16 protein-coding genes are annotated in these 21,625 nt (G+C 43.1%); 8 read left to right on the forward strand and 8 right to left on the reverse strand.

Translation table 11 applies throughout. From position 1 onward, the window contains the following. Positions 1 to 40: 40 nt before the first annotated feature. Entirely contained in the window at positions 41 to 1,339 is a 1,299-nt protein-coding gene (gene hemW / locus ACT3S4_RS08080) for a radical SAM family heme chaperone HemW (protein ID WP_201501370.1), read from the reverse strand. Positions 1,340 to 1,615: 276 nt separating this feature from the next. Between hemW and ACT3S4_RS08085 the strand changes: the two genes are divergently transcribed. From ACT3S4_RS08085 to accC, 5 genes are all read left to right on the forward strand, one after another. Next, a complete protein-coding gene (locus ACT3S4_RS08085; RefSeq protein ID WP_087815241.1) occupies positions 1,616 to 2,110 on the forward strand; it encodes an EVE domain-containing protein in 495 nt (164 codons plus the stop codon). Between the two features lie 148 nt (positions 2,111 to 2,258). Continuing rightward, on the forward strand, positions 2,259 to 3,299 hold the full coding sequence (locus tag ACT3S4_RS08090; RefSeq protein ID WP_087815240.1) for a hypothetical protein: 1,041 nt from the start codon (positions 2,259 to 2,261) through the stop codon (positions 3,297 to 3,299). A 461-nt stretch (positions 3,300 to 3,760) separates the two neighbouring features. Beyond that, a complete protein-coding gene (locus ACT3S4_RS08095) occupies positions 3,761 to 5,128 on the forward strand; it encodes an MATE family efflux transporter (protein ID WP_055124142.1) in 1,368 nt (455 codons plus the stop codon). A 250-nt stretch (positions 5,129 to 5,378) separates the two neighbouring features. Continuing rightward, positions 5,379 to 5,807 (forward strand): acetyl-CoA carboxylase biotin carboxyl carrier protein, encoded by a 429-nt coding sequence (gene accB, locus ACT3S4_RS08100; protein WP_045447773.1) that lies wholly within the window; start codon positions 5,379 to 5,381, stop codon positions 5,805 to 5,807. 154 nt (positions 5,808 to 5,961) lie between these two features. Beyond that, complete coding sequence (accC, locus tag ACT3S4_RS08105) at positions 5,962 to 7,323, forward strand: acetyl-CoA carboxylase biotin carboxylase subunit (protein ID WP_060490945.1); 1,362 nt, start codon at positions 5,962 to 5,964, stop codon at positions 7,321 to 7,323. Positions 7,324 to 7,434: 111 nt separating this feature from the next. Here the strand turns inward: accC and ACT3S4_RS08110 are convergent, their stop codons facing one another. Beyond that, a complete protein-coding gene (locus tag ACT3S4_RS08110) occupies positions 7,435 to 8,055 on the reverse strand; it encodes a hypothetical protein (RefSeq protein ID WP_045454982.1) in 621 nt (206 codons plus the stop codon). Between the two features lie 259 nt (positions 8,056 to 8,314). Further along, positions 8,315 to 10,099: a 2-isopropylmalate synthase gene (gene leuA, locus ACT3S4_RS08115; protein ID WP_444760856.1), complete on the reverse strand. Its 1,785-nt coding sequence runs from the start codon at positions 10,097 to 10,099 to the stop codon at positions 8,315 to 8,317. Between the two features lie 218 nt (positions 10,100 to 10,317). Here leuA and ACT3S4_RS08120 point away from each other — a divergent pair, with 218 nt between their 5' ends. Beyond that, complete coding sequence (locus tag ACT3S4_RS08120; RefSeq protein WP_201559817.1) at positions 10,318 to 10,806, forward strand: Lrp/AsnC family transcriptional regulator; 489 nt, start codon at positions 10,318 to 10,320, stop codon at positions 10,804 to 10,806. A 9-nt stretch (positions 10,807 to 10,815) separates the two neighbouring features. On the opposite strand, the gene ACT3S4_RS08125 is transcribed toward ACT3S4_RS08120, so the two are convergent. The 5 genes from ACT3S4_RS08125 to ACT3S4_RS08145 all read right to left on the reverse strand — a co-directional run bounded on the left by ACT3S4_RS08125 (position 10,816) and on the right by ACT3S4_RS08145 (position 17,210). Continuing rightward, on the reverse strand, positions 10,816 to 12,072 hold the full coding sequence (locus tag ACT3S4_RS08125; RefSeq protein ID WP_444760857.1) for a YbfB/YjiJ family MFS transporter: 1,257 nt from the start codon (positions 12,070 to 12,072) through the stop codon (positions 10,816 to 10,818). Between the two features lie 94 nt (positions 12,073 to 12,166). Next, positions 12,167 to 13,519 (reverse strand): ABC1 kinase family protein, encoded by a 1,353-nt coding sequence (locus ACT3S4_RS08130; protein WP_444760858.1) that lies wholly within the window; start codon positions 13,517 to 13,519, stop codon positions 12,167 to 12,169. Positions 13,520 to 13,605: 86 nt separating this feature from the next. Then, positions 13,606 to 14,400: a HesA/MoeB/ThiF family protein gene (locus ACT3S4_RS08135; protein ID WP_087815234.1), complete on the reverse strand. Its 795-nt coding sequence runs from the start codon at positions 14,398 to 14,400 to the stop codon at positions 13,606 to 13,608. 35 nt (positions 14,401 to 14,435) lie between these two features. After that, complete coding sequence (prmC, locus tag ACT3S4_RS08140) at positions 14,436 to 15,347, reverse strand: peptide chain release factor N(5)-glutamine methyltransferase (protein ID WP_087815233.1); 912 nt, start codon at positions 15,345 to 15,347, stop codon at positions 14,436 to 14,438. A 27-nt stretch (positions 15,348 to 15,374) separates the two neighbouring features. Continuing rightward, a complete protein-coding gene (locus ACT3S4_RS08145) occupies positions 15,375 to 17,210 on the reverse strand; it encodes an AmpG family muropeptide MFS transporter (RefSeq protein ID WP_087815232.1) in 1,836 nt (611 codons plus the stop codon). Between the two features lie 739 nt (positions 17,211 to 17,949). Here ACT3S4_RS08145 and katG point away from each other — a divergent pair. Then, positions 17,950 to 20,127, forward strand: a complete 2,178-nt coding sequence (gene katG / locus ACT3S4_RS08150; RefSeq protein WP_201555040.1) for a catalase/peroxidase HPI — start codon at positions 17,950 to 17,952, stop codon at positions 20,125 to 20,127. Between the two features lie 249 nt (positions 20,128 to 20,376). Further along, positions 20,377 to 21,306 (forward strand): LysR substrate-binding domain-containing protein, encoded by a 930-nt coding sequence (locus ACT3S4_RS08155; protein WP_045446223.1) that lies wholly within the window; start codon positions 20,377 to 20,379, stop codon positions 21,304 to 21,306. The last annotated feature ends 319 nt before the right edge of the window (positions 21,307 to 21,625 follow it).

A 21,625-nucleotide genomic window follows, 5' to 3' on the forward strand; every position in this document is an offset into this window, starting at 1 on the left:
TAGTAAAGACTGACATTAAAGACACCGTGAATATCTCCAATTATAAGAAGGCTCGCAATATCTGATTGAGATAACGTTGACCCAATAGCGTTGGCTGTAGTCGCTCCGTATTGTCTACTAGTAATCCCTGAGTAATCAATTGCACCACTTGTACAGCAATATCATCATCACTAAGCCCTGTCCTTGCAGTAAACATAGACCAAGCGACGCCATCATGTAGACGTAGCGCATTCAGCATAAACTCACTGACCAATTCATCACTGTCAATTTCCTGCCAACCCACCATTTTTGGTGCGTTTTGTTTAACAGAAGAATCAGTGGTATCTTGATAATCCACATAATCTTTAGGCAGTCGTGACTTACTAAAACGATAAATACCAGAATCTGCTAGCAAGTCATTCTTTAAGCCATTATCTGTTAATGCTGATGCTTCATGAGCAATCGTTACTTTACCATGCGCGCCCGCACCAATCGCTAGGTAGTCACCAAATTGCCAGTAATTAACATTGTGACGGCATGCCTTATCTGACGCGCCTGCCCACGCGGATACTTCGTAATTGCAGTAGCCCAATTGCTGCAACAACGCTTGACCTGCCTGCTCAATATCTGCCAAGTTATCCTCATCTGGTAAAATCGGCTGGCTACGGTAAAATACGGTATTGGGCTCAATCGTTAATTGATACCAAGAAATATGCGTCGCCCCAGCATCATGCGCCATCTGGATATCGTTCAGCGCCTCATTCATCATTTGCTGCGGTAGCCCATGCATCAAATCGACATTGACTCGCTCAAACCCAGCCACGCGAGCTGCACGAATCGCTGACAATGCTTGTGCAGGGTCATGTATGCGACCAAGGGTTTTGAGCTTATCAGCAGCAAAGCTTTGTACACCTATCGACAAACGATTGATACCCACCTCTAAATATTGAGCAAAAGGCGCATGCTCAAGCGTGCCCGGATTGGCTTCCATCGTTACTTCAATGCCATCAGCAAACTTAAAAATGTTGCGTAAGCCAGTAAACAATCGCTGGTATTGCGCAATGGGTAGCAGTGAAGGCGTACCACCACCGATAAAAATAGAACTGATTTCACGCGCTTGGGTTAACGACTGCTGCATGGCGGCATCTGACAGCAGCGCATCCACATATTCGTCATACATAGATAGCTGCATATCCATCGGCAGCTCATGCGAATTAAAATCACAATAAGGGCATTTTTTGACACACCACGGGATATGAATATAAAGCGCCAGTGGAATGGCGCTTACCTGTATCCCACTCGCAGTATTATTAGAGATGCTGAGATTATCAGAAAAATGAGCAGGTGTAATATTTGACATAAACGAAGGTATCTATAAAAAAGGTTACATAAATGGATGACTGCTGTCACTAGCAGAAAGTAGCGCTAGGATAACGGCTAATGTAATTAAAAAAAAGGCTATCTTAAAGAAAAGCCGATCAATAACAAAACCAGTCACAAATATCCATATTAACCCAGTACTTTTATAGGCAAAATAGTGAAGAATGATGGCATAAAATGACATTGTATTAAATGACATTGCATACAGTGATATTGCAAATAATGAATGGCTGATAATGATAAATAGGATAAAGATATGGCTTATTGGTTAATGAAGTCCAACCCCAAGTTTTTTGGTATTGATGATTTGCAACGCCTAGAGACAGACAGTTGGGATGGTGTGCGCAATTACCGCGCTCGTAACTTCATGCGTGATGAGATGCAGGTCGGCGACAAGGTATTCTTTTATCACTCTAGCGCTAAGCCGTCTGGCGTCGCTGGCATCATGATGGTAAGCAAAGCAGGCTACCCTGACCCTTGCCAGTTCCATCCTGAGCACCGTCATTACGATCCTATTGCCACCGAAGATGAGCCACGCTGGTATATGGTAGATGTCACTTTTGAGCAAGCATTTACTGATATTCTACCACTATCAGCCCTTAAATTTTTACCCGCACTTGAGGATTCACTATTAATGAGAAAAGGCTGTGAGCAACTTACCGTAATTCCACTAGACGCCAAACACTGGTACGCCATTATGGATATGGCAGAAACCCTTCATCTACTATCTGAGCAACCAGTGGTGAGATAGTAACGATTGAGTAAGGTTTTTAGTGTTATCAACGAACACTTATTGATGCGCTGCCTGCAAAAAATTTGCTATATTTGCGATTTATGCTCAACAATTCATTTCTCGACCTTCTTTATCACACCTTTATCTCCATTATCAGGACCCGCTTATGAGCGCACCCAAACTACTATTATCTGTATTAACCGTCAGTATATTAAGTCTGACCCTTAGCGCCTGTGGCAGTGACGGGGACAAGGTCAAAGAGGAATATGACCGAATAGAAGATCAGGTGAAAGATGAATATGATCGTGTGGAAGACAAGGTCAAAGAGAAGTATAAAGAAGTCGAAGATAAGCTGAGCGATGATGAAAAATCCATGGCCGAGATTCTGGAGTCAGTATTTTTACCAGAAGAATCACTCGATAATTTCTTGGACAAAATAACCCCAGAAGGCGGTCGCGGCGGTTTATATGTCGGACACTTTATTGAGATTGAAGATGGTGACAACGACGATATCGATATCGGTGCTGTTTACTTTGACATCAGCAAAGATGGCGCTGGCAGCGTCGATGGTAGCGTTAGTTATCAGCAGCAAGCCTGCCAAGAAAATAACACTTTGGGTATCAACTCAGCCATTAAGGTTGACAACTATATCGCGGGTAAAATAACAGGCAGTCTCGATACGTTAGCGTTTTTAGACATTAAATATGTCAATGATTTGGGCATAGAAACACCAAACTTATTAACCACCTTTGCGGGGAGCTTTGAGGAAAAAGAAGCAGGATCACCTTGGAGAGGTAGCTTTGAGTATCAGGATGGCCTCGGCGGTAAAAAGCTAACCAGTAGCGAAAAAAATTGCAGCGTCACTTACACCATCAGCGATCGCTCTAATTTTAAGACGTACCCACTTGATTATAGTCTGGGCAAAATGACTCTTGATGTCATCGGTAATGGCAGTCAAAAGACCGTCACTTGGCAAAATCCTGCCAATACCAAGTATTTACTGGTTAGCCAAATTGATGTCAACAAAGCCGAGTCTGGTGCCAACGGCTATGTGCAGAATGTGATATTAAGTAATCTTGAAACGCAGTTTACCCCTGTCATTCCAGCCATGTTCACCAATTACGTGATTGTCGTGCAAGCATTTGATGCCAATAATACCTTGATTGGCTATCAAGCGGTGGTGCAAGATTTGCCTGAGTCCCTATAAATGCCTGCTGATGTGCCTATAAGTTAGAATGGTTATCTTCAAGTGCTCACTCTCTTGAATCGATTACCTTTCACAGTCAGTTTTTAAGATCGATACAACGCTTTTAAAGCGTTGACATCATAGCGTGGCTTCTTTACCATTCTATTTATTTATGACCTGTCAATCCACTGCTTGGATTGACGGGTTATTTTTATTTTTGTGCCTGACTTTTTTTGCATACTCTGTCTATATAGGCTTGCTCATATTATTTATCGGAGTATTATCGTCGGCACGACTCCCCCTTTTACATCCAGCCAAAAAACTGGATTGGCTTGGTTAAACTTGCTTAGGGCGTGTCCTCATTCTCATTTGCTTTTCTGCTCAAATTTTTGGTTATGGTATGACCGTCTCGCTATTGTTTTGTTGATGGCAATATTTGCTCATCTATCATAATTACCGCAAAGAATAAAAAGTTGCTCACTATGGTTTTCCCATTATCTTTTAGAGATTTTAAAAGCTACAGCTTACGCTTAGGCGTGCTCGCGCTTCCTATTTTAATTACTCAGTTTTGCCAAGCAGCACTTGGTGTGGTCGATGCTATCATGGCAGGTCAAGTCTCCGCGCTTGATTTGGCTGCCGTCGCCGTTGGCTCTGGTATTTGGCTGCCGCTGTTTTTATTAGCCACTGGTATTTTAATCGCCACCACCCCTCTTATTGGTGAGGCGATTGGTCAAAATAAGCACCATCAAGTACCGCATATCACGCAGCAGTCTTTATGGACCGCCAGTGTCATTGGTATTATGGGCTTTATCATCGTTAATTTAGCACCCAATGTACTTGGGGTCATGGGTGTGCCTGAAAACATCCAACCGATAGCAACGCAGTATTTGCATGGCGTGTCGTTTGGTTTTCCCGCACTGGCTGTCTATGCGGTGCTACGCAGTTATTGCGAAGCACTTGGGCGACCTGAGCCGGTGACAGTGATTAGTATTATCGGGCTACTTGCCGATATTCCCCTTAACTATATATTTATCCACGGTCTGTTTGGCATGCCCGAAATGGGCGGCGCAGGCTGCGGGGTCGCAACAGCCATTGTGTTATGGATAAATGTTTTATTACTGGCGGCTTATACCAGCTTTACTAAGCGACAGCAGTTTGCCAGCACGCGCTTCTTTTATGCCTTTGCCAGTCCTAATCGTGCACAGATTAAAAAGCTCCTTAAACTTGGTATTCCGATTGGTATCTCTATCTTTTTTGAAGCCAGTTTGTTCAGCTTGGGCGCTCTTGTTATCAGTCCATTAGGTGAGCTAGCAACCGCATCGCATCAGGTGGCATTAGCGGTGACTTCCCAGCTGTTTATGATTCCGATATCGGTCGCTATGGCACTGACAATCATGGTATCCAATCGTTTTGGCGAAAAAAACCTCATGGCGTTACGTCAAGTGCAAGCCACTGGTCTTATCTGGACAGTATTGATTGCGCTCACTTGTATGATTGGTATTTGGCTATTTAGGCCGCAATTGGCAGCCGCATTCTCTGATAACCCAGCCGTTATCACGCAATCTATGCATTTACTTATTTTTGCCCTTGGTTATCAGCTGTTCGATGGCTGGCAAGTCAACGTCGCTGGTATATTGCGCGGCATGCAAGACACCACGATCCCAATGTGGGTCACGTTGTTCTGTTACTGGCTGGTGGCATTGCCACTCGGTGTTTATTTGGTTCGCTTCACCGATATAGGCGCACAAGGGTTTTGGATGGCATTAATCACAGGTTTATTCTTATCCTCTATTCTACTCACCCTACGCCTGCGCTACCAACAAAAGCGTCTGACGGCGATGTGGGGTTAATGCATCAGCTATACTGATGTAAATGCAGTATCTACTAACCATGACTAGCGCTACATGGTCACATAGACTATGATAAACCATTAAGCATTTCTTACTCGTAAGAAATGCTTACGTCATAATATGTAAAAAAACTCAGTTAACAACTGTACATCGATTGCTCATTGCCATGAATATAGGTATCATTAGCAATTACCTACACAATATTTAGTTACACTATTTCTTGAAATTAGTAGAAGGCAAAATTAAAACTATGGATATTGAAAAAATACGCACCCTAATCGCCCTCATGGAAGAAAGTGAACTGGTTAATTTAGAAATCAGCTCAGATGATGAACACATCAGCTTAACTCGTCACTATGATGCGCCTGCACCGACCATGATGGCCGCACCTGCTGCTGGCATTGCCCCTATCACTGCTGAAGCAAAGCCAGCGGTAAAAGCGGGTAGTGTTGAGACATCGCCGATGGTTGGTGTTTATTACTCAGCTCCTAGCCCTAATGATCCACCATTCGTAAAGGTCGGACAAAAGGTACAAGCTGGTGACACATTGGGCATCATCGAAGCTATGAAAATTATGAATCCTCTTGAGGCAACGCAAAGTGGTGTCGTTGACGAAATCTTAGTCGATAACTCCGAAGTGGTACAGTTTGGTCAACCCGTCATACGCTATAGAGCTTAACGACACTGTTTACCAACCTTTACCTCATTATGATAGAGATTTCGTTATCATTTGGCATTTTAGCTTGAGTTATTTTATCTTTATCGTAGCTCGATTTAATGGTGCCTAAAATAACGACTCTATCAATGACCGCCGCTTCGACAAGGATGACCCCATGATAAAAAAACTGCTCATCGCCAATAGAGGTGAGATTGCCCTACGTATCGTTCGAGCCTGCAAAGCCCTTGGCATAGAGACCGTCGGTGTCTACTCCACAGCTGATGCAAACTTGATGCACCTGCGCTTTGTTGATGAGGCAATCTGTATTGGCAAACCCAATGCCAATCAAAGCTATCTTGATATCAATACTATTTTAACCGCAGCTGAAATCACTGGTGCCGACGCTATCCATCCGGGTTATGGTTTTTTGGCTGAAAATGCTGAATTCGCTGAACGCGTCGAAGAAGCAGGTCTCACTTTCGTTGGTCCTAATGCTGACCATATTCGATTAATGGGCAATAAAGTCTCTGCCATTAATGCAATGAAAAAAGCGGGCGTACCGACCGTCCCTGGTTCAGTGGGCGCGGTAACGTTGCATAATGCTGAAGAGCAAGCACGCCATATCGGCTTTCCGTTATTGATTAAAGCCGCTTCTGGCGGCGGCGGTCGCGGTATGCGTGTGGTTGAGCGCTTCGAAGAAGTCATTGGTCAAGTACAGGCTGCTAAGCAAGAAGCTGAGCTGTGGTTTGGTGATGATACCGTGTATATGGAACGCTACCTACAAAATCCGCGCCACGTAGAGATACAAGTGCTTGGCGATGGTAACGGTAATGCCATTCACTTATACGATCGAGATTGTTCATTGCAACGTCGCCACCAAAAAGTATTAGAAGAAGCCCCTGCGCCTGATATCCCTGATGATGTACGTCAGCCTATCTTGGACGCTTGCGTCAAAGCATGTGAGTTGGTGAAATATCGCGGTGCCGGTACTTTTGAGTTTTTATTTGAAAATAATGAATACTTTTTTATTGAGATGAATACTCGTGTGCAAGTTGAGCATCCGGTAACTGAGATGATTACTGGCATCGACGTGGTCGTCGAACAGCTAAAAATCGCAGCCGGCTACGGTTTGTCTTATCGTCAAAGCGAGATTGAAATTCAAGGCCATGCCATTGAATGTCGTATCAATGCTGAAGACCCAGCGACCTTTATGCCTTGTCCTGGTACAGTCACTCAGTTATTTGCCCCCAGTGGTGCTGGTGTACGCTTTGACTCGCACCTCTACCCGGGCTACGAGATTCCAAGCTATTATGACTCATTGATTGGCAAGCTTATCTGCCATGGTCAAACGCGCCAGCAAGCCGTCTCTAAGACGCTGCATGCACTCGATGAATTGGTGATTGAGGGTATTAAAACCAATATCCCGCTGCATCGCGATGTCATTTTGGCAGATGACAATTTTATTCACGAAGCACAAAATATTCATTACCTTGAAAGAGAGCTTCTAACTGGCAATAAAAAGAAGGCGGATGTATAAGCTGCTTTGATTTATTGTTAAACATAAAAAAACCGCTACCTATTTAGATAGCGGTTTTTTATGTTTCTATTTTAGAAAAAATGGTTTTAAGTTTTATAAATAAAGAGAATGCTACGGCAACACTCTATTAAAATTCATAAAGCATTCATTACCATCAGGATCCGCACACCACTGCATTTGGTTGCCATCGTGGTTTAAAAACGCAATCAATGCTTCGTCAGTTTGGTCGATTTGGTTGCCTGAACAATCTACCTCATTGTTGTCATAGACTGTTTTTAGCGCAATAATGGGCAACCCTTCTTCGCGGTGCGTGATTAGGTAACGACCATATGTCCACTCTTTGCCACTCACTGCCCACATCTCATTATCGGCCGCAAAATTATATAGCTCGCGGCACTGATTTGCTTTTTTGGCAGAGACCTTTAACTGGTTGTTAGTATTTGGCTTAATATTAAGGACGCGCTTTTCACTTTGCACAAGGACACCGCCTTCTGTGTCAGCAGTCACTTTTGGCTCATCACTTTTTGTCTGTTTCAGCTCTTTTGCTACAGCTTGTCTGGCTTTAGCTTCTTTGGTCATCGTGATACTACTGTCTAAGTCGATTTCCCATTGTCCTGCGATAGCTGGGCTGATATGAGTGGTAATAGTCGGTTTAGTAACCACTTCGCCATTCACTGGCAATGACGCCAAAATAGCAGCCAATGAAAATGAAGCAAGTGAGATAGGTTCCATAATTAACCTTTTGTTTATAATAATATAATAATATGAGTTATGTACATTAGCGTAAGTCTTAGACATCAAAAACACAAGTAACATTATGCTATTAGTCGCGATGCTTTAGCCAACTGCAAGATAGGCGATAGTCATAAGTGTCTACTTTCTGCATATAGACTGTCTTTTTTCATGCAAAAAATAACGCCATCGCTTTACTTGCTAAAGACAAGAAGCGACAGCGTTATAGGTAAAAGTTATGAAAACGACCATAAAAATATTAAGCAGCGGCAGTGCTAACTGCTTGAGCAAACGCTGATAATGCGCCTTTAAGCATCGCTGATACAGTACTACTGCAAGTGCCAATGCCAGAATAAACTTCACCATCAACATTCAACTGAATGTAAGCAGCGGCGTTGGCATTGGTCTTGTTGTCATTATTGGTATCATCATCGATGCCATCACCGCTATTGTGCTGCGGATTAATCGCATGCTCAGCGTAGTTGATGACATGGATAGATTTACCCGTGTGCTGGGCAAGGCCGTCAATAAACGATGATAATGGACCATTACCAGTGCCATCAATATTAATGATGTCCCCATTCATTTGTACTTGACCATTAAAGTAGACTTCACCGCCTTTATTATTGACCGTATAATCTAATAGCTCAAAACTGCCTTGCTGTAGATATGTGTCTTCAAAGGTCTGTAAAATTTCATCATTCTGCAATTCACGGGCAGCTGATTCAGCCTGCTTCTGTACCACACCGCTAAAATCAATTTGCATCCAGCGCGGCAAATTAAAGCCATAGTTGCGCTGCAAGATATAAGCCACACCGCCTTTACCAGACTGGCTATTGATACGTACCACATCCTGATAACTACGACCAATATGTGCTGGATCAATTGGCAAGTAAGCCACATCCCAAACGTTATCCGTCTCGTTTTGATGCTTTTCGTTATAATCGAGAGATTTTTTAATGGCATCTTGATGTGAGCCGCTAAAGGCCGTAAAGACCAATTCGCCGACGTATGGATGACGCGGATGTAAGGGCAAATTGTTACATTCGCTGACCACCTGTACAATTTCGCTCATGTTACTAAAATCAAGCTCTGGATCGATACCTTGGCTAAACAAGTTCATCGCCATGACCATGATATCCATATTACCCGTGCGCTCACCATTACCCAATAGCGTACCTTCGATACGATCGGCACCCGCTAATACCCCAAGCTCTGCTGCTGCAACCGCGCAGCCACGGTCATTATGTGTATGCAAGCTGATAATGACATGCTCGCGCTGGGCAAGATGACGGCAGAAATACTCCACTTGATCGGCAAAAACATTAGGCATAGACGCTTCAACCGTCGCTGGCAAGTTTAAAATTACTTCCTGCCCTTGTTGTGGTTGCCATACTTCACAGACCGCATCACAGACTTCTACAGCATATTCAGTTTCTGTTTGACTAAAGCTCTCTGGTGAATACTGGAATACCCATTCCGTCTCAGGATACTGAGCCGCATACTGCTGTAATAGCTTGGCACCAGTGATGGCAATTTCCTTAATCTCGGCTTTGTCTTTACCGTAGACTTTTTCACGTTGTACACGGCACGTTGAATTATAAACATGGACAATCGCACGCTTCGCGCCTTTCAATGACTCAAACGTACGGGCGATCAAATGCTCACGAGCCTGTACCAATACCTGCAAAGTCACATCGTCTGGGACGTGATTTTCTTCGATAAGTTTACGAGCAAAATCAAACTCAACCTGCGCCGCTGATGGAAAGCCAATTTCAATTTCTTTAAAACCAACCTCAACCAACGTTTTAAAAAAACGCATTTTTTGTTCGATCGTCATCGGGTCAATCAGTGCTTGATTGCCATCACGCAGATCCACACTTGCCCAAATTGGTGACTTTTCAATCGTTTTGCTCGGCCAAGTACGATCTGACAGCGATGGCGCAAAAGCAAATGGACGATACTTTTTATAATCAAAAGCGGCATTTTTGGGTGTAATCTTTGCAGTCGTTGAAGCTACAGTGCGTTTGGCTTGGTCAGACATAATCAATCCTTAGATGATATGGGAATTTATGTTTTTAGCTGGACGGCTGGTGATTAGATCAATGTTTATCATACGAGATAACCAATGTTTATACCATAATAATATCAGAGTTTATGCAATAGAAATCAGCTTTCTTTGATAATATATGGCGCTATTTTAGTGAAAAAATACAATTTACTCAGTATAATTAGCTGAATTCACTAATAAAGCAACAGATCATGCCAAACAGTCATCTGGATAGTCCATATTTAGCCGATATTGATGAGATCGATCGACAGCTCTTGCGCGTATTGCAAACTCAGGCACGTATGAGTATCACCGAGCTTGCCGAACGCGTCAACCTGTCAGCCACGCCTTGTGCACGCCGTATTAAACGCTTAGAAGATGCTGGTATTATCACAGGTTATCACACCAAAACAGATGCGCAAAAACTTGGCTACCCGCTCGCCGTCTTTATCGCGATTAGTATGGACCGCCATACGGCTGAGCGCTTTGAGCAATTTGAGCGCAAGATTCAGAGCTTTGATGAAGTCATTAGCTGTAGCATTGTCACGGGTCGTACGGAAGACTACCTTATCAAGGTAAGGGTACGCGATATGGCACATTATGAGGAGTTTTTATTACATAGGCTCAATCGTATCGAAGGTGTTGCTCAAGTGCATACCAGTTTTGAGTTGCGAGAAATATTTAATCGTAGTGTGGTTTAGTAGTGTCGTTTAAATGGTAGTCGGTGGCTGTCGACGAAACAATAGTAACAGCACCAATCCAACCATCAATCCAGCGGCGGCAACGAGTAGCCCTGCATTGAAATTGTCGTCCTGCCCTGCCAATGCTACCGTCACCAATGGTCCCAAGAACTGACCCAATGCATAAGCCAAAGTTGCCAATCCTATCAGCAAATTTGAGTAAGCAGGATTGATGTTTTTAATCAAAGTGAGCGTCATCGACACCATACCTACGAATGTCAGCCCTAAAATAGCAGCATTACCATACAACCCAATAGCGCCGTCGAACCATATGGGCAAGCACATGCCAAATGCTTGTAATATTGTTAAACCTATTAATGTTTTTATTTCACCAATTCGTTTGGCAAGTGCGCCCCACAGTGGATTTGATAACATCGCAAACACACCAACGACTAGCCAAATGAGCAATCCAGCATACGTCTGCGTCGTGAGCCGCTGTGCTGCCATGACTGGCAAAAAGGTCGCAGAGGTAATATAACCGAATCCTGCCAGTACATAGCTCGCTGACAGCAAAGCAATAGCCTTACGATGACCAGCAATGGCCTCATACAAAGCGCGCTTAAAGCTCAAATAGGTTTGATGCACTGACACGTGCTGTTTAGGATCAGTCCGCAGCAAGTCGGAACCATTTGTTTGTCTTGGTTTTACCGCATAGAGTAGCCATAACAGAGGTAAGCTTGTAAAGCCTGCTACCAACCAAATGACATCAAAATGATAGCCCAATATTAACAACCACCACGTCAGTATGGCAGAGGCACTGATGCCCACACCAATACCTGCGTAGTGTACTGCCGACAGTACAGAGCGGCGTTCAGGACTTAAGCTTTGAATAACAAACGATGAGCTTAAAATCATCGCTACCCCGCTTGCAATACCTGCGATTAGACGAATGAGATACCATAGAGTTAATGACATATCGGGTACGACAAGTAGCATCGTTGTGACGACACTTATAATTGCCCACAGTGTCAGCGCTTGCCACGTCGAGCGCTGAGGCACAAACATGGCGATGAGGGCACCGATAAAATAACCGATGTAATTGATAGAGGCAAGCCAGCCTGCAATCGTCGTTGAAATCGAAAGTTGCACCATAATATCGGGCAAGGTGGCAGTAAACAAAAAACGCCCATAGCCCATGACGACTGCCATGCAGTACATACCGATACAGGCAATGGCAGCTTCATTGGTAATATGAGGAAAAGCACGGCTTTTGAGAGCAGTCATCATGACAGAGCCATTTTTGCGGCAATTAGCACACAATCCTTTGTGTTAGAGCATTCAAGAGCAGCGGCAGATTAATAATCAAACATACAAGCGAAAACTACGATACGTTTACTGTTGGTGACATGGTCACATCTGTTTCTGTGTGTCCTAGCATTTGTACGCGTTGATCACTAAACATATCCATATCAGGTGCCAGCGTACGCATAAAACGGTCAAAATAGAGCATCTGCTTGGTCAATAAAGCAAAGTCACGTGGGAAATGTATGCCATGGCGCTTACCGACTTCTACAATCTCAAGCATCATTTTATTTAGCTCATCGGCTTGCTCTTTGCTATTAAAAGGCACACCACTGATAAAGGATTTGTCCTCCGCCATAATAGTCTTCATCATACGCTGCAAATCATTACCCAATGCCACTACATCGACTTTATTGCCACCATGGGTCATTTCCATATCAATCATATGGCGCGCCATCGCTTGATAGTCACTGTCCTGCATGGCTTGCATCATACCCATGCATGCACGCCAACTCTCAGCTTTTAGCTTACCGACAATACCAAAATCTAAGAAGCCAATACGACCATCGGTTAATAGCATCAAATTGCCCGCATGCAGGTCAGCATGGAAACTGTTGCACAGCATGAGACTGGCAAACCACGTATTTAAGGTATCCGCCATGACTTGCGCAGGATCAGCACAATACTGACGCATGAGCGACTCATCGACCATAGATACGCCGTACAAGCGGCTCATGGTTAGTACACGCTTGGTAGTCAGCTCTTCATATACGTTGGGTGCTACCACGCGCGTATTACCTGATACGGCTAAGAACTGCTGAAAATCGCGGATGTTTTGTGCCTCAGCGATAAAGTCTGTCTCGGCAAGCATGCGCAGGCGAATCTCATCGATAATCGGCGCAATACTGGCAAACTTCATCGACGGCATCAGAATCTCAAGTAACTTAGTCACCCCATGCAATACGCCCAAATCCGTTTGCATAATGGTCTCGACGTCAGGCTTTTGCACCTTTAATACGACTTCATCGCCATTATGCAACCGTGCCGCATGCACTTGCGCAATAGAAGCTGATGCTAGTGGCTTTGAGTCGATATGGGCGAACTTATCATCAAGCGTCATGCCATCAACGGCCAACTCTTCTTTCAATACCTGCTCAATATAAGCATAAGATAATGGCGTGGTTTGATCCAAACAGCTCTGAAAAGCTTTTACATATTCACGTGGAAACAGTGACGGCGTACTGGCGATAAACTGACCAATCTTGATATAAGTCGTGCCCAATTGCTCAAACGTTTCTTTTAATAATGTGGCATCAGGCTTTTCACCTTTTGCCACTCTCAGCGCAGATAAACCTGCCACGCTGGCTGTTTGGCGAACACGGTTCATGACATTGAAGGTATGCTTTAATAAATGCGGACGATGAATTTTCATAAAAAACAACTATGGTCATAAGGAAGGTTTTTGAGAATAGGCGATCATAAATAATAACAAGCAACACAACCACTAATGAACAATCACTAATGACTACTACAGACAGGACACGCGGCATCTTGGCGATAGCCCATCAGCCGTTGCTGCATCTGGCTACCATCCCATACTAATAGCTTATTTGTCAGTGGATTTTTGGTTAATCCCAAATACTGCAGGGCAGCATTCGCTTGCAAATTACCCATGATAGCAGTGGTACTCGCTAGCACACCTGAGTTGGCACACGTACGCTCATCAGCCGCTGCATCAAGTACTACCGAACCAAACACGCAATGATAACAACCAGTGTTTAGTTGCGGCTCATATAAGGCTAACTGACCTTGCATCGCAATCGCTGAGGCAGATAATAGCGGGATTTTATAGTGCACGCTAATACGATTGATGACATCACGCGTAGCAAAATTATCGGTGCAATCTAAAAGCAAATCAGGCTTGCCTGTCGCCATATCGAGCAATTCATAAGCATTATCTTCACTCAATCTTGCAACTGTACCGCGAGCGGTAATGAAAGGGTTAATACGCTCTAACATGTGCGCCGCTGTTAGCGCCTTAGTTTGACCGATATCCTCAGGTAAAAACAGCGTTTGGCGCTGCAAGTTGCTGGCTTCAATAATGTCATCATCTATCAGATGAATTTGCCCAAGTCCTGCACGCACCAGCGTCTCAGAAGCAGGACAACCAAGCCCGCCTGCCCCTATCATAACCACCCGAGCTGATTTTAAGCGTAGTTGAGCGTCAATATCCCAACCGTCTAATAATATCTGCCTTGCATAACGCAGCAGCTCTTCATCCAACAACTGCCCTTCATCTGATGTGTGCGCCATATTTATTACCAATAACCTATTATTAAAAAAGTCTACTAACAAAAATCTGATGACTTAATTTGACCCAGCGTAACACGATCATTACCACCATAATCTTGTACTGTACGCACAGATTCGAAGTCACTGTCTACAAACAACTTGCGAACGGCATCACCTTGGTCAAAACCATGTTCGATAGCCAGTAGCCCACCGACACGCAAGTATTTCGGTGACTGTCCTACGATATGCTCTATATCGGCAAGCCCATGATTGGAAGCACTTAAGGCACTAATAGGTTCGGCTACAAGGCGTGCTAAATGCTCATCTTCCTCATCGATATAAGGAGGATTGGACACAATCACATCAAATAATAGCTCGCCATGACTGGGCAGCTCGTCATACCAACTGCTTTGTATAAACTCAATATCAGCAACATCATTGATAACTGCATTGTGCTGAGCAACCTTGAGCGCTTCTGGCGACATATCCACCGCAACGACTTGCCAACTTTCTGCCTCACTGTCTGAACGCTGCGTATTTAACTCATGTGCAAGACTAATCGCAATACAACCTGAACCCGTCCCTAAATCCAATAACCGTTTTGGGCTGCTGACACTGTTTGGCTGATATTTTATCCAAGTTAATACTTGCTCAATCAGTATCTCAGTATCAGGTCGCGGAATTAAAGTGTGCTCATTAACAGTAAATATCAGCGACCAGAACTCTTGCTGACCAGTCAAATACGCAAGTGGCATTCCTTGCTGCATCTTTTTTACACCTGCATTGAATTGCTCAAATTCACTATCAGTTAATTGGTAATCTTCATCCGTTATTAAAAATATCGCAGGCTTCTCGACGACATACAACAGCCAATCTGTTAGCCAAAATGACGGTAGCTTGCTATTTGCAGTCTCATTCGTCAATTGCTGAATGTGCTGCTTTATTTGACGAATACTTGATGCTGTCATATATAGTTCATCACCTATTAAAATTGATTACTCAAGTTTGGTAGAAAGTTCAACTGGATCGTCATTGCTACCAATAACCACATGCTTGTCTACCAAATAAATAAGTATCAAGACAGGTATCCCAATCAAGAATGTGATTAAGAAAAAGTTGGCAAATCCAATGTTGTCTGAAATGCCACCTGAATACCCACCCAGTACTTTTGGAAACAAAGTCATGAGTGATGAAAATATAGCGTACTGTACAGCGGTAAACTTAACTGAAGTAAGCGCTGATAAAAATGCAATAAAAACAGCAGTCGCAAAACCTGCTGCCAAATTATCAACAACCACTGCTAGGTACATATAATTCATATCACCAGGATGATAGGTCAATAGAATAAATAGAAGATTGGTTGTACTCGATGCTATAGCACCAATCAACATGACATGCATCATCTTCATTTTTTGAGCAACAAGGCCACCTAAAAATCCACCTGCAATCGTCATAAACAATCCCAGAAATTTGACCGCGTCAGCAATCTGAATTTTAGTAAAACCCATCTTAGCGTAGAAAACGTTTGATAGATTGCCTGCGACAATATCTGACACACGATAAAAACCTATCAACAATAGCAACAGTATTGCCTGCTTACCATAGCGACGGAAAAAATCAGCAATAGGCTCTACCCACAATCTTTTTGCCACCTCTTTTTTTGCCAGCCCGACTGATATAAGCGCATATCCCACAACCATAGCCACAGCCACACTACCCAACAATCTCACTACTTCTATCAAAAACTTTAGAAAAACACTGTCATCAGGAGCTTGGAATATTTTACCTATAAATACAAAAGCGCCTATAAACGCAAAAACTGACAAGATAAATAAGAATAATATTCTAATATTGTCATCACGAGACTGTACAACTGAGTCAATTTTGTTCACTATTTTGGGTTGATTTAAAATAAAAAATATCAGTAAGAAAGGTGCGCATGCCATTACCATCAAGAAATACATATTAATCGCTGGCAAGTACTCAATAGGTATTAACGTTAAAGGCCTACTCAATACTCTGGTTGCAAAGGTGCTGACGAATACTGGCAATCCATAAATCACACCAGGGATAAGGAGAAAAGCCGCGTATATGGAAAATATTTTTAAATTTCTTTTTTGTTTATATATTTCTAATGACTGTGCTGCTGGCTCATAAATAGCAAACGTCGTTAATAAACCGACTGACATGACACCCATCATCGTATAGTAAGTATTGCGCCATGCTTCATAATTATAAAGCTCTTCAGAAGAGCCAAAATAACTTGCTAAATAAAGTGCGCCTGCGCCTGCGACAATCATGCCAATACGATAACCAGCGACATATACTGAAGACAACGTAGGTTGCAATTCAAACCCTGCCAACTCAATACGATAAGAATCAACAACGATATCCTGAGTAGCTGATGAAAAACCAAGCAAAACAGCACCAAGCGCCATAACCCAAAGGACGTTTTCAGCAACAGGGTTAACACTAGCCATCGTAAAAATAGCAACCAGTATCATCAGTTGTGACATAAACATCCATGCCCGACGCCTACCTAGCCATTTAGTTAAGAAAGGAAGTGGCATTGAGTCAATCAACGGCGCCCAAATAAACTTAAACGAATAACCAAGACCTGCCCAACCAAACATTGTTATCACACCGGTTTCTAAACCCGCTTCACTAAGCCATAGTGATAGACTTGAAAAAACCAACAGAATAGGTACACCTGCTGAAAATCCAAGAAATAACATAATCATCACACGAATATCTGAAAAAGATTTCAATGCATCAGACCATGATTTTTTGACAGCTGATTGATTGGGTGGCACAGATTTGACAGCAGACATAATCGCTCACTAGCACTTAAGAAAAAGAACACAACCGCGCACAATTTTTATCAATCATTAGTATCATCTATCGGTAACTGATACTGATAAATAGCACTGATAAACGGGATCGATAAAAATTGCTTAACGTTGCACAAATACAGCCATTACAACAAAATTGAATTATGGTACTTGAGAACGCTGACCTTGACTAGACATTCTAACGATATTTTTGCATTAACCTTTCTTTCTACTAGTGAATAAAACCTAACTTATAGACTAGGGTTTACTTTCATATTAAGAATGGGTATAAAAATAAGGAAAATATCGCATTTTGCATCACAACCCTTTTATATAAACCCCTTTCTCTTGTGATTAGCCAATCATTATCCTGATAAGTTATTAATAATTCATGCTTTAATAACCAGAAATTCTTGCTACATTCTTACTTTTATATATTCATAAATTAAAACATTATTTGATATACCATTTATTTTATAAAACAATATGTTTGTATAAATTAGTTCCCTGAATCAATCATTCTTCTATATGCTAGAGATGACAAATGATTTTTGCAAACAATAGTAAATAACACACTCGATTGCCATTTATCTGATTACTGCCTAGGAGCCACATGATGACTAACTCAAACTCAACATCAGATGCTGCAAGTAACACCACTTATGATAAAGGAGATGGTCATGGACCAACCATTCATAGTGAAAATGTAGATACTTCGCACGAGCCACAACGTCCAAGCATGGGTGGCTGTCCTGTCATGCACCAAGCGCATACTACGAACGCCTCGGCAGCAACCGACTGGTGGCCGAATAGCTTAAATTTAGATATCTTGCATCAGCAGGATCACAAAACCAATCCAATGGATCCTGACTTTGATTATGCAGAAGCCTTTAAGCAATTAGATTTAGAAGCCGTCAAGCAAGATTTAAAAAATCTAATGACTGAGTCACAACCATGGTGGCCAGCAGATTGGGGTCATTATGGTGGGTTGATGATTCGTATGGCTTGGCATTCTGCTGGTACTTATCGACGCTCTGACGGCCGCGGTGGTTCTAACACTGGTAATCAACGCTTTGCGCCATTAAGCAGTTGGCCAGACAATGTCAACTTGGACAAAGCACGTCGTCTATTATGGCCAATCAAGAAAAAGTATGGTAACAAACTTTCTTGGGCAGATTTGATGATACTAGCGGGTAATATGGCTTATGAATCTATGGGCTTTAAGACGTTAGGTTTCGCTGGTGGACGTACCGATATTTGGCATCCAGAAAAGGATATCTATTGGGGTTCCGAGCGTGAATGGCTGGCGGCTACCAAAAATCGTTATGAAGATGATAATCAGCGTGAATCACTAGAAAACCCTTTAGCAGCGGTACAGATGGGCTTGATTTATGTCAACCCTGAAGGCGTCGACGGCAACCCCGATCCTATTAAAACGGCACAAGATATTCGTACAACTTTTGCTCGTATGTCAATGAATGATGAAGAAACGGTCGCCTTGACTGCTGGCGGTCACACGGTTGGTAAATGTCATGGTAATGGTGACGCTACCTTATTAGAAGATGAGCCAGAAGCGGCTGACATCAAAGAGCAAGGTCTAGGTTGGCGCAACCCTAAAGGTACAGGCAATGCTGGCGACACCGTCTCAAGTGGTATCGAAGGTGCATGGACGACGCATCCAACCCAATGGGATTATGAGTATTTTGAGTTATTGCTAAATCATGAGTGGGCACTGACTAAGAGTCCTGCTGGTGCTTGGCAGTGGGAGCCTATCGATATCAAGGAAGAGGATCGGCCTTTAGATGCACATGATCCAAGTGTACGCCGCAACCCAATCATGACCGATGCTGATATGGCAATGATTAAAGACCCTGCTTATCGTAAAATTTCAGAGAACTTTCATCAAAATCCAGAATATTTCGATGAAGTATTTGCAAAAGCTTGGTTTAAGCTTACCCATCGTGATTTGGGGCCAAAATCTCGCTATTTAGGGGCGGATGTGCCAAGCGAGGACTTCACTTGGCAGGATCCAATTCCACAAGGCAATGTTAATCTGAGCGCTGATGATATTGCAATCTTAAAAGCACAGATACTAGGCAGTGGTATCGACCATCGCGAATTTATTATTACCGCTTGGGATAGCGCTCGTACATTCCGCGCCTCAGACTATCGCGGCGGCGCCAATGGTGCACGCATTCGTTTAGCCCCGCAAAAAGACTGGCTAGGTAATGAGCCTGAGCAATTGGCTCGCGTACTTGAGGCGCTCACTGCCATTCAAACGAACTTTGATAAAGACGTCAGCATCGCAGATTTAGTGGTACTCGCTGGTAACACCGCCATTGAAAAAGCAGCAGCTAATGCAGATGTTCAAATTGAAGTGCCATTCGATGCGGGTCGTGGCGATGCGAGCGATGAGATGACTGAAACAGAGAGCTTCTCTGATTTAGAGCCACGACATGATGGCTACCGTAACTGGATCAAAGGCAGCTATGCCATATCACCTGAAGAGATGCTATTAGATCGTACTCAGCTGATGGGCTTGACTGCACCTGAAATGGTCGTTTTAATCGGTGGTATGCGTGTCTTGGATACCAACTACGCTCAGAGCCAACAAGGGGTCTTTACTGAGCGTGCTGGAACACTTAGCAATGACTTCTTTGTGAACTTGACAGACATGAGCTATTCTTGGCATCCCGTTAAGACAGACAATAATAACGCCTCTGCTCTCTATGAAGTACGTGAACGTGCTACTGGCAATCTGAAATGGCAAGCCAGCCGTGTAGACCTCGTGTTTGGGTCTAACTCTATCCTACGCGCTTATGCTGAGCTCTACGCACAAGATGACAACTTAGAGAAATTCGTTAAAGACTTTGTGAATGCTTGGAATAAAGTCATGAATGCGGATCGTTTTCGCTAAAACCCACTGAAATAGATACGCCTTTATCTTAAAAAAGCCCTCTTTAATCGAGGGTTTTTTTATTGTAATGGTTTACTTCTAGCAACGGACAAACGACTTATTCTATATTCCAAATAAACATAAATAGATAACCATTAAGTATATACAAGAATAAACACTTTGTTTTACACTACCTGCTTACTGCATATTTGTACATTTTCACTTTTGTATACAGACAGGGTTTGTATATTTATACAATAGGATTTAGTTATGGCAATCGACGTAGTGGTCAATCAGCGGCATTTACAGATTCAGCTCAAGCAGTTGGAGACAGTATGGCATACGGTGATTAATGGCTATAACTTAAGTCAGGCGGCGACCGTACTGCACACCAGCCAATCTAGCCTATCAAAACATATTGCGGCACTTGAAAATCAGCTCAAAACGGAAGTATTCGTCCGTCAAGGCAAACGCCTAACGGGTCTTACGACCATGGGTACAGCACTAATGCCGCATATCGAATCTATCTTCGCCGAGATCCGTACGATTGAAAACCTAAGTCTCGATTTTAATAATCCGAATATTGGCACGTTGACGATTGCCACCACTCACACGCAAGCGCGATATGTATTGCCGCAAGTCGTCAAAGAGTTTAAAGAGCGCTTCCCCAAAGTCAACCTAATACTACAACAAGCGGATCCAGAGACCATCGCGCAGATGGTCATTCGCGGGCAGGCAGATATTGGCATTGCAACCGAGTCTTTACTTCATAACAATTATTTACGCTGCTATCGCTATTATGACTGGACGCATCGCGTCATTGTGCCAAGCGATCACGAACTGGCCAATCACGAGTCTGTGGATTTGCCGACCCTCGCCAGCTATCCGATTGTGACCTATCACGGTGGCTTTACGGGGCGCGGTGCAATTGACAAAACTTTTGAAGAAGCAGGATTGGAACCAGATATCGTGCTAGCAGCACTCGATGCTGATGTAATCAGTACTTACGTAGGTCTGGGCTTGGGTATCGGCATTATCGCAGAGATGGCGTTTGAACCGAGTCACTATCAAAATTTAACTGCGATACCTGTCGATCACTTTGGGCGCTTTACCAGTTGGATGGCGGTACGTGATGATGCAGAAATTCGTCAGTATGGTCGAGCATTTATGGAACTGTGTCAAAAACAATTTAGCCAGTAAAGAACCATTCATTCATATTTTCACTAAACGTCAATGGCATCGTTATCAACAGATAATGATGCCATTTTCTATTCTCATTTCTACTCAAAATCGACTGCCGCGCATGTGATTCTTATAACTCTACCCCATTATTAAGATTTGTTATCGTCTTAACTTATAACCTTTATATTCAATAGAACCGCCCCATTATATGAACTATTGAACGACTAGTTACAGCAATATTGAATTAGTACTAGATTCTTGAGGTGCTGGTTTATCATTGCTGTCGCTAGTCTCTTTTATAACTAGAATCAAATACCAATATAACCATATAACCATG

The organism is Psychrobacter sp. AOP30-A2-5 (genome assembly GCF_052378115.1).
Taxonomy (GTDB): domain Bacteria; phylum Pseudomonadota; class Gammaproteobacteria; order Pseudomonadales; family Moraxellaceae; genus Psychrobacter.

Coding starts and splice junctions, on each gene's coding strand:
- accB (WP_045447773.1), top strand. CDS start 5,379: ATGGATATTGAAAAAATACGCACCCTAATCGCCCTCATGGAAGAAAGT.
- hemW (WP_201501370.1), bottom strand. CDS start 1,339: ATGTCAAATATTACACCTGCTCATTTTTCTGATAATCTCAGCATCTCT.
- ACT3S4_RS08120 (WP_201559817.1), top strand. CDS start 10,318: ATGCCAAACAGTCATCTGGATAGTCCATATTTAGCCGATATTGATGAG.
- accC (WP_060490945.1), top strand. CDS start 5,962: ATGATAAAAAAACTGCTCATCGCCAATAGAGGTGAGATTGCCCTACGT.
- ACT3S4_RS08085 (WP_087815241.1), top strand. CDS start 1,616: ATGGCTTATTGGTTAATGAAGTCCAACCCCAAGTTTTTTGGTATTGAT.
- katG (WP_201555040.1), top strand. CDS start 17,950: ATGGGTGGCTGTCCTGTCATGCACCAAGCGCATACTACGAACGCCTCG.
- ACT3S4_RS08090 (WP_087815240.1), top strand. CDS start 2,259: ATGAGCGCACCCAAACTACTATTATCTGTATTAACCGTCAGTATATTA.
- ACT3S4_RS08155 (WP_045446223.1), top strand. CDS start 20,377: ATGGCAATCGACGTAGTGGTCAATCAGCGGCATTTACAGATTCAGCTC.
- ACT3S4_RS08135 (WP_087815234.1), bottom strand. CDS start 14,400: ATGGCGCACACATCAGATGAAGGGCAGTTGTTGGATGAAGAGCTGCTG.
- leuA (WP_444760856.1), bottom strand. CDS start 10,099: ATGTCTGACCAAGCCAAACGCACTGTAGCTTCAACGACTGCAAAGATT.
- ACT3S4_RS08125 (WP_444760857.1), bottom strand. CDS start 12,072: ATGATGACTGCTCTCAAAAGCCGTGCTTTTCCTCATATTACCAATGAA.
- ACT3S4_RS08110 (WP_045454982.1), bottom strand. CDS start 8,055: ATGGAACCTATCTCACTTGCTTCATTTTCATTGGCTGCTATTTTGGCG.
- ACT3S4_RS08145 (WP_087815232.1), bottom strand. CDS start 17,210: ATGTCTGCTGTCAAATCTGTGCCACCCAATCAATCAGCTGTCAAAAAA.
- ACT3S4_RS08095 (WP_055124142.1), top strand. CDS start 3,761: ATGGTTTTCCCATTATCTTTTAGAGATTTTAAAAGCTACAGCTTACGC.
- prmC (WP_087815233.1), bottom strand. CDS start 15,347: ATGACAGCATCAAGTATTCGTCAAATAAAGCAGCACATTCAGCAATTG.
- ACT3S4_RS08130 (WP_444760858.1), bottom strand. CDS start 13,519: ATGAAAATTCATCGTCCGCATTTATTAAAGCATACCTTCAATGTCATG.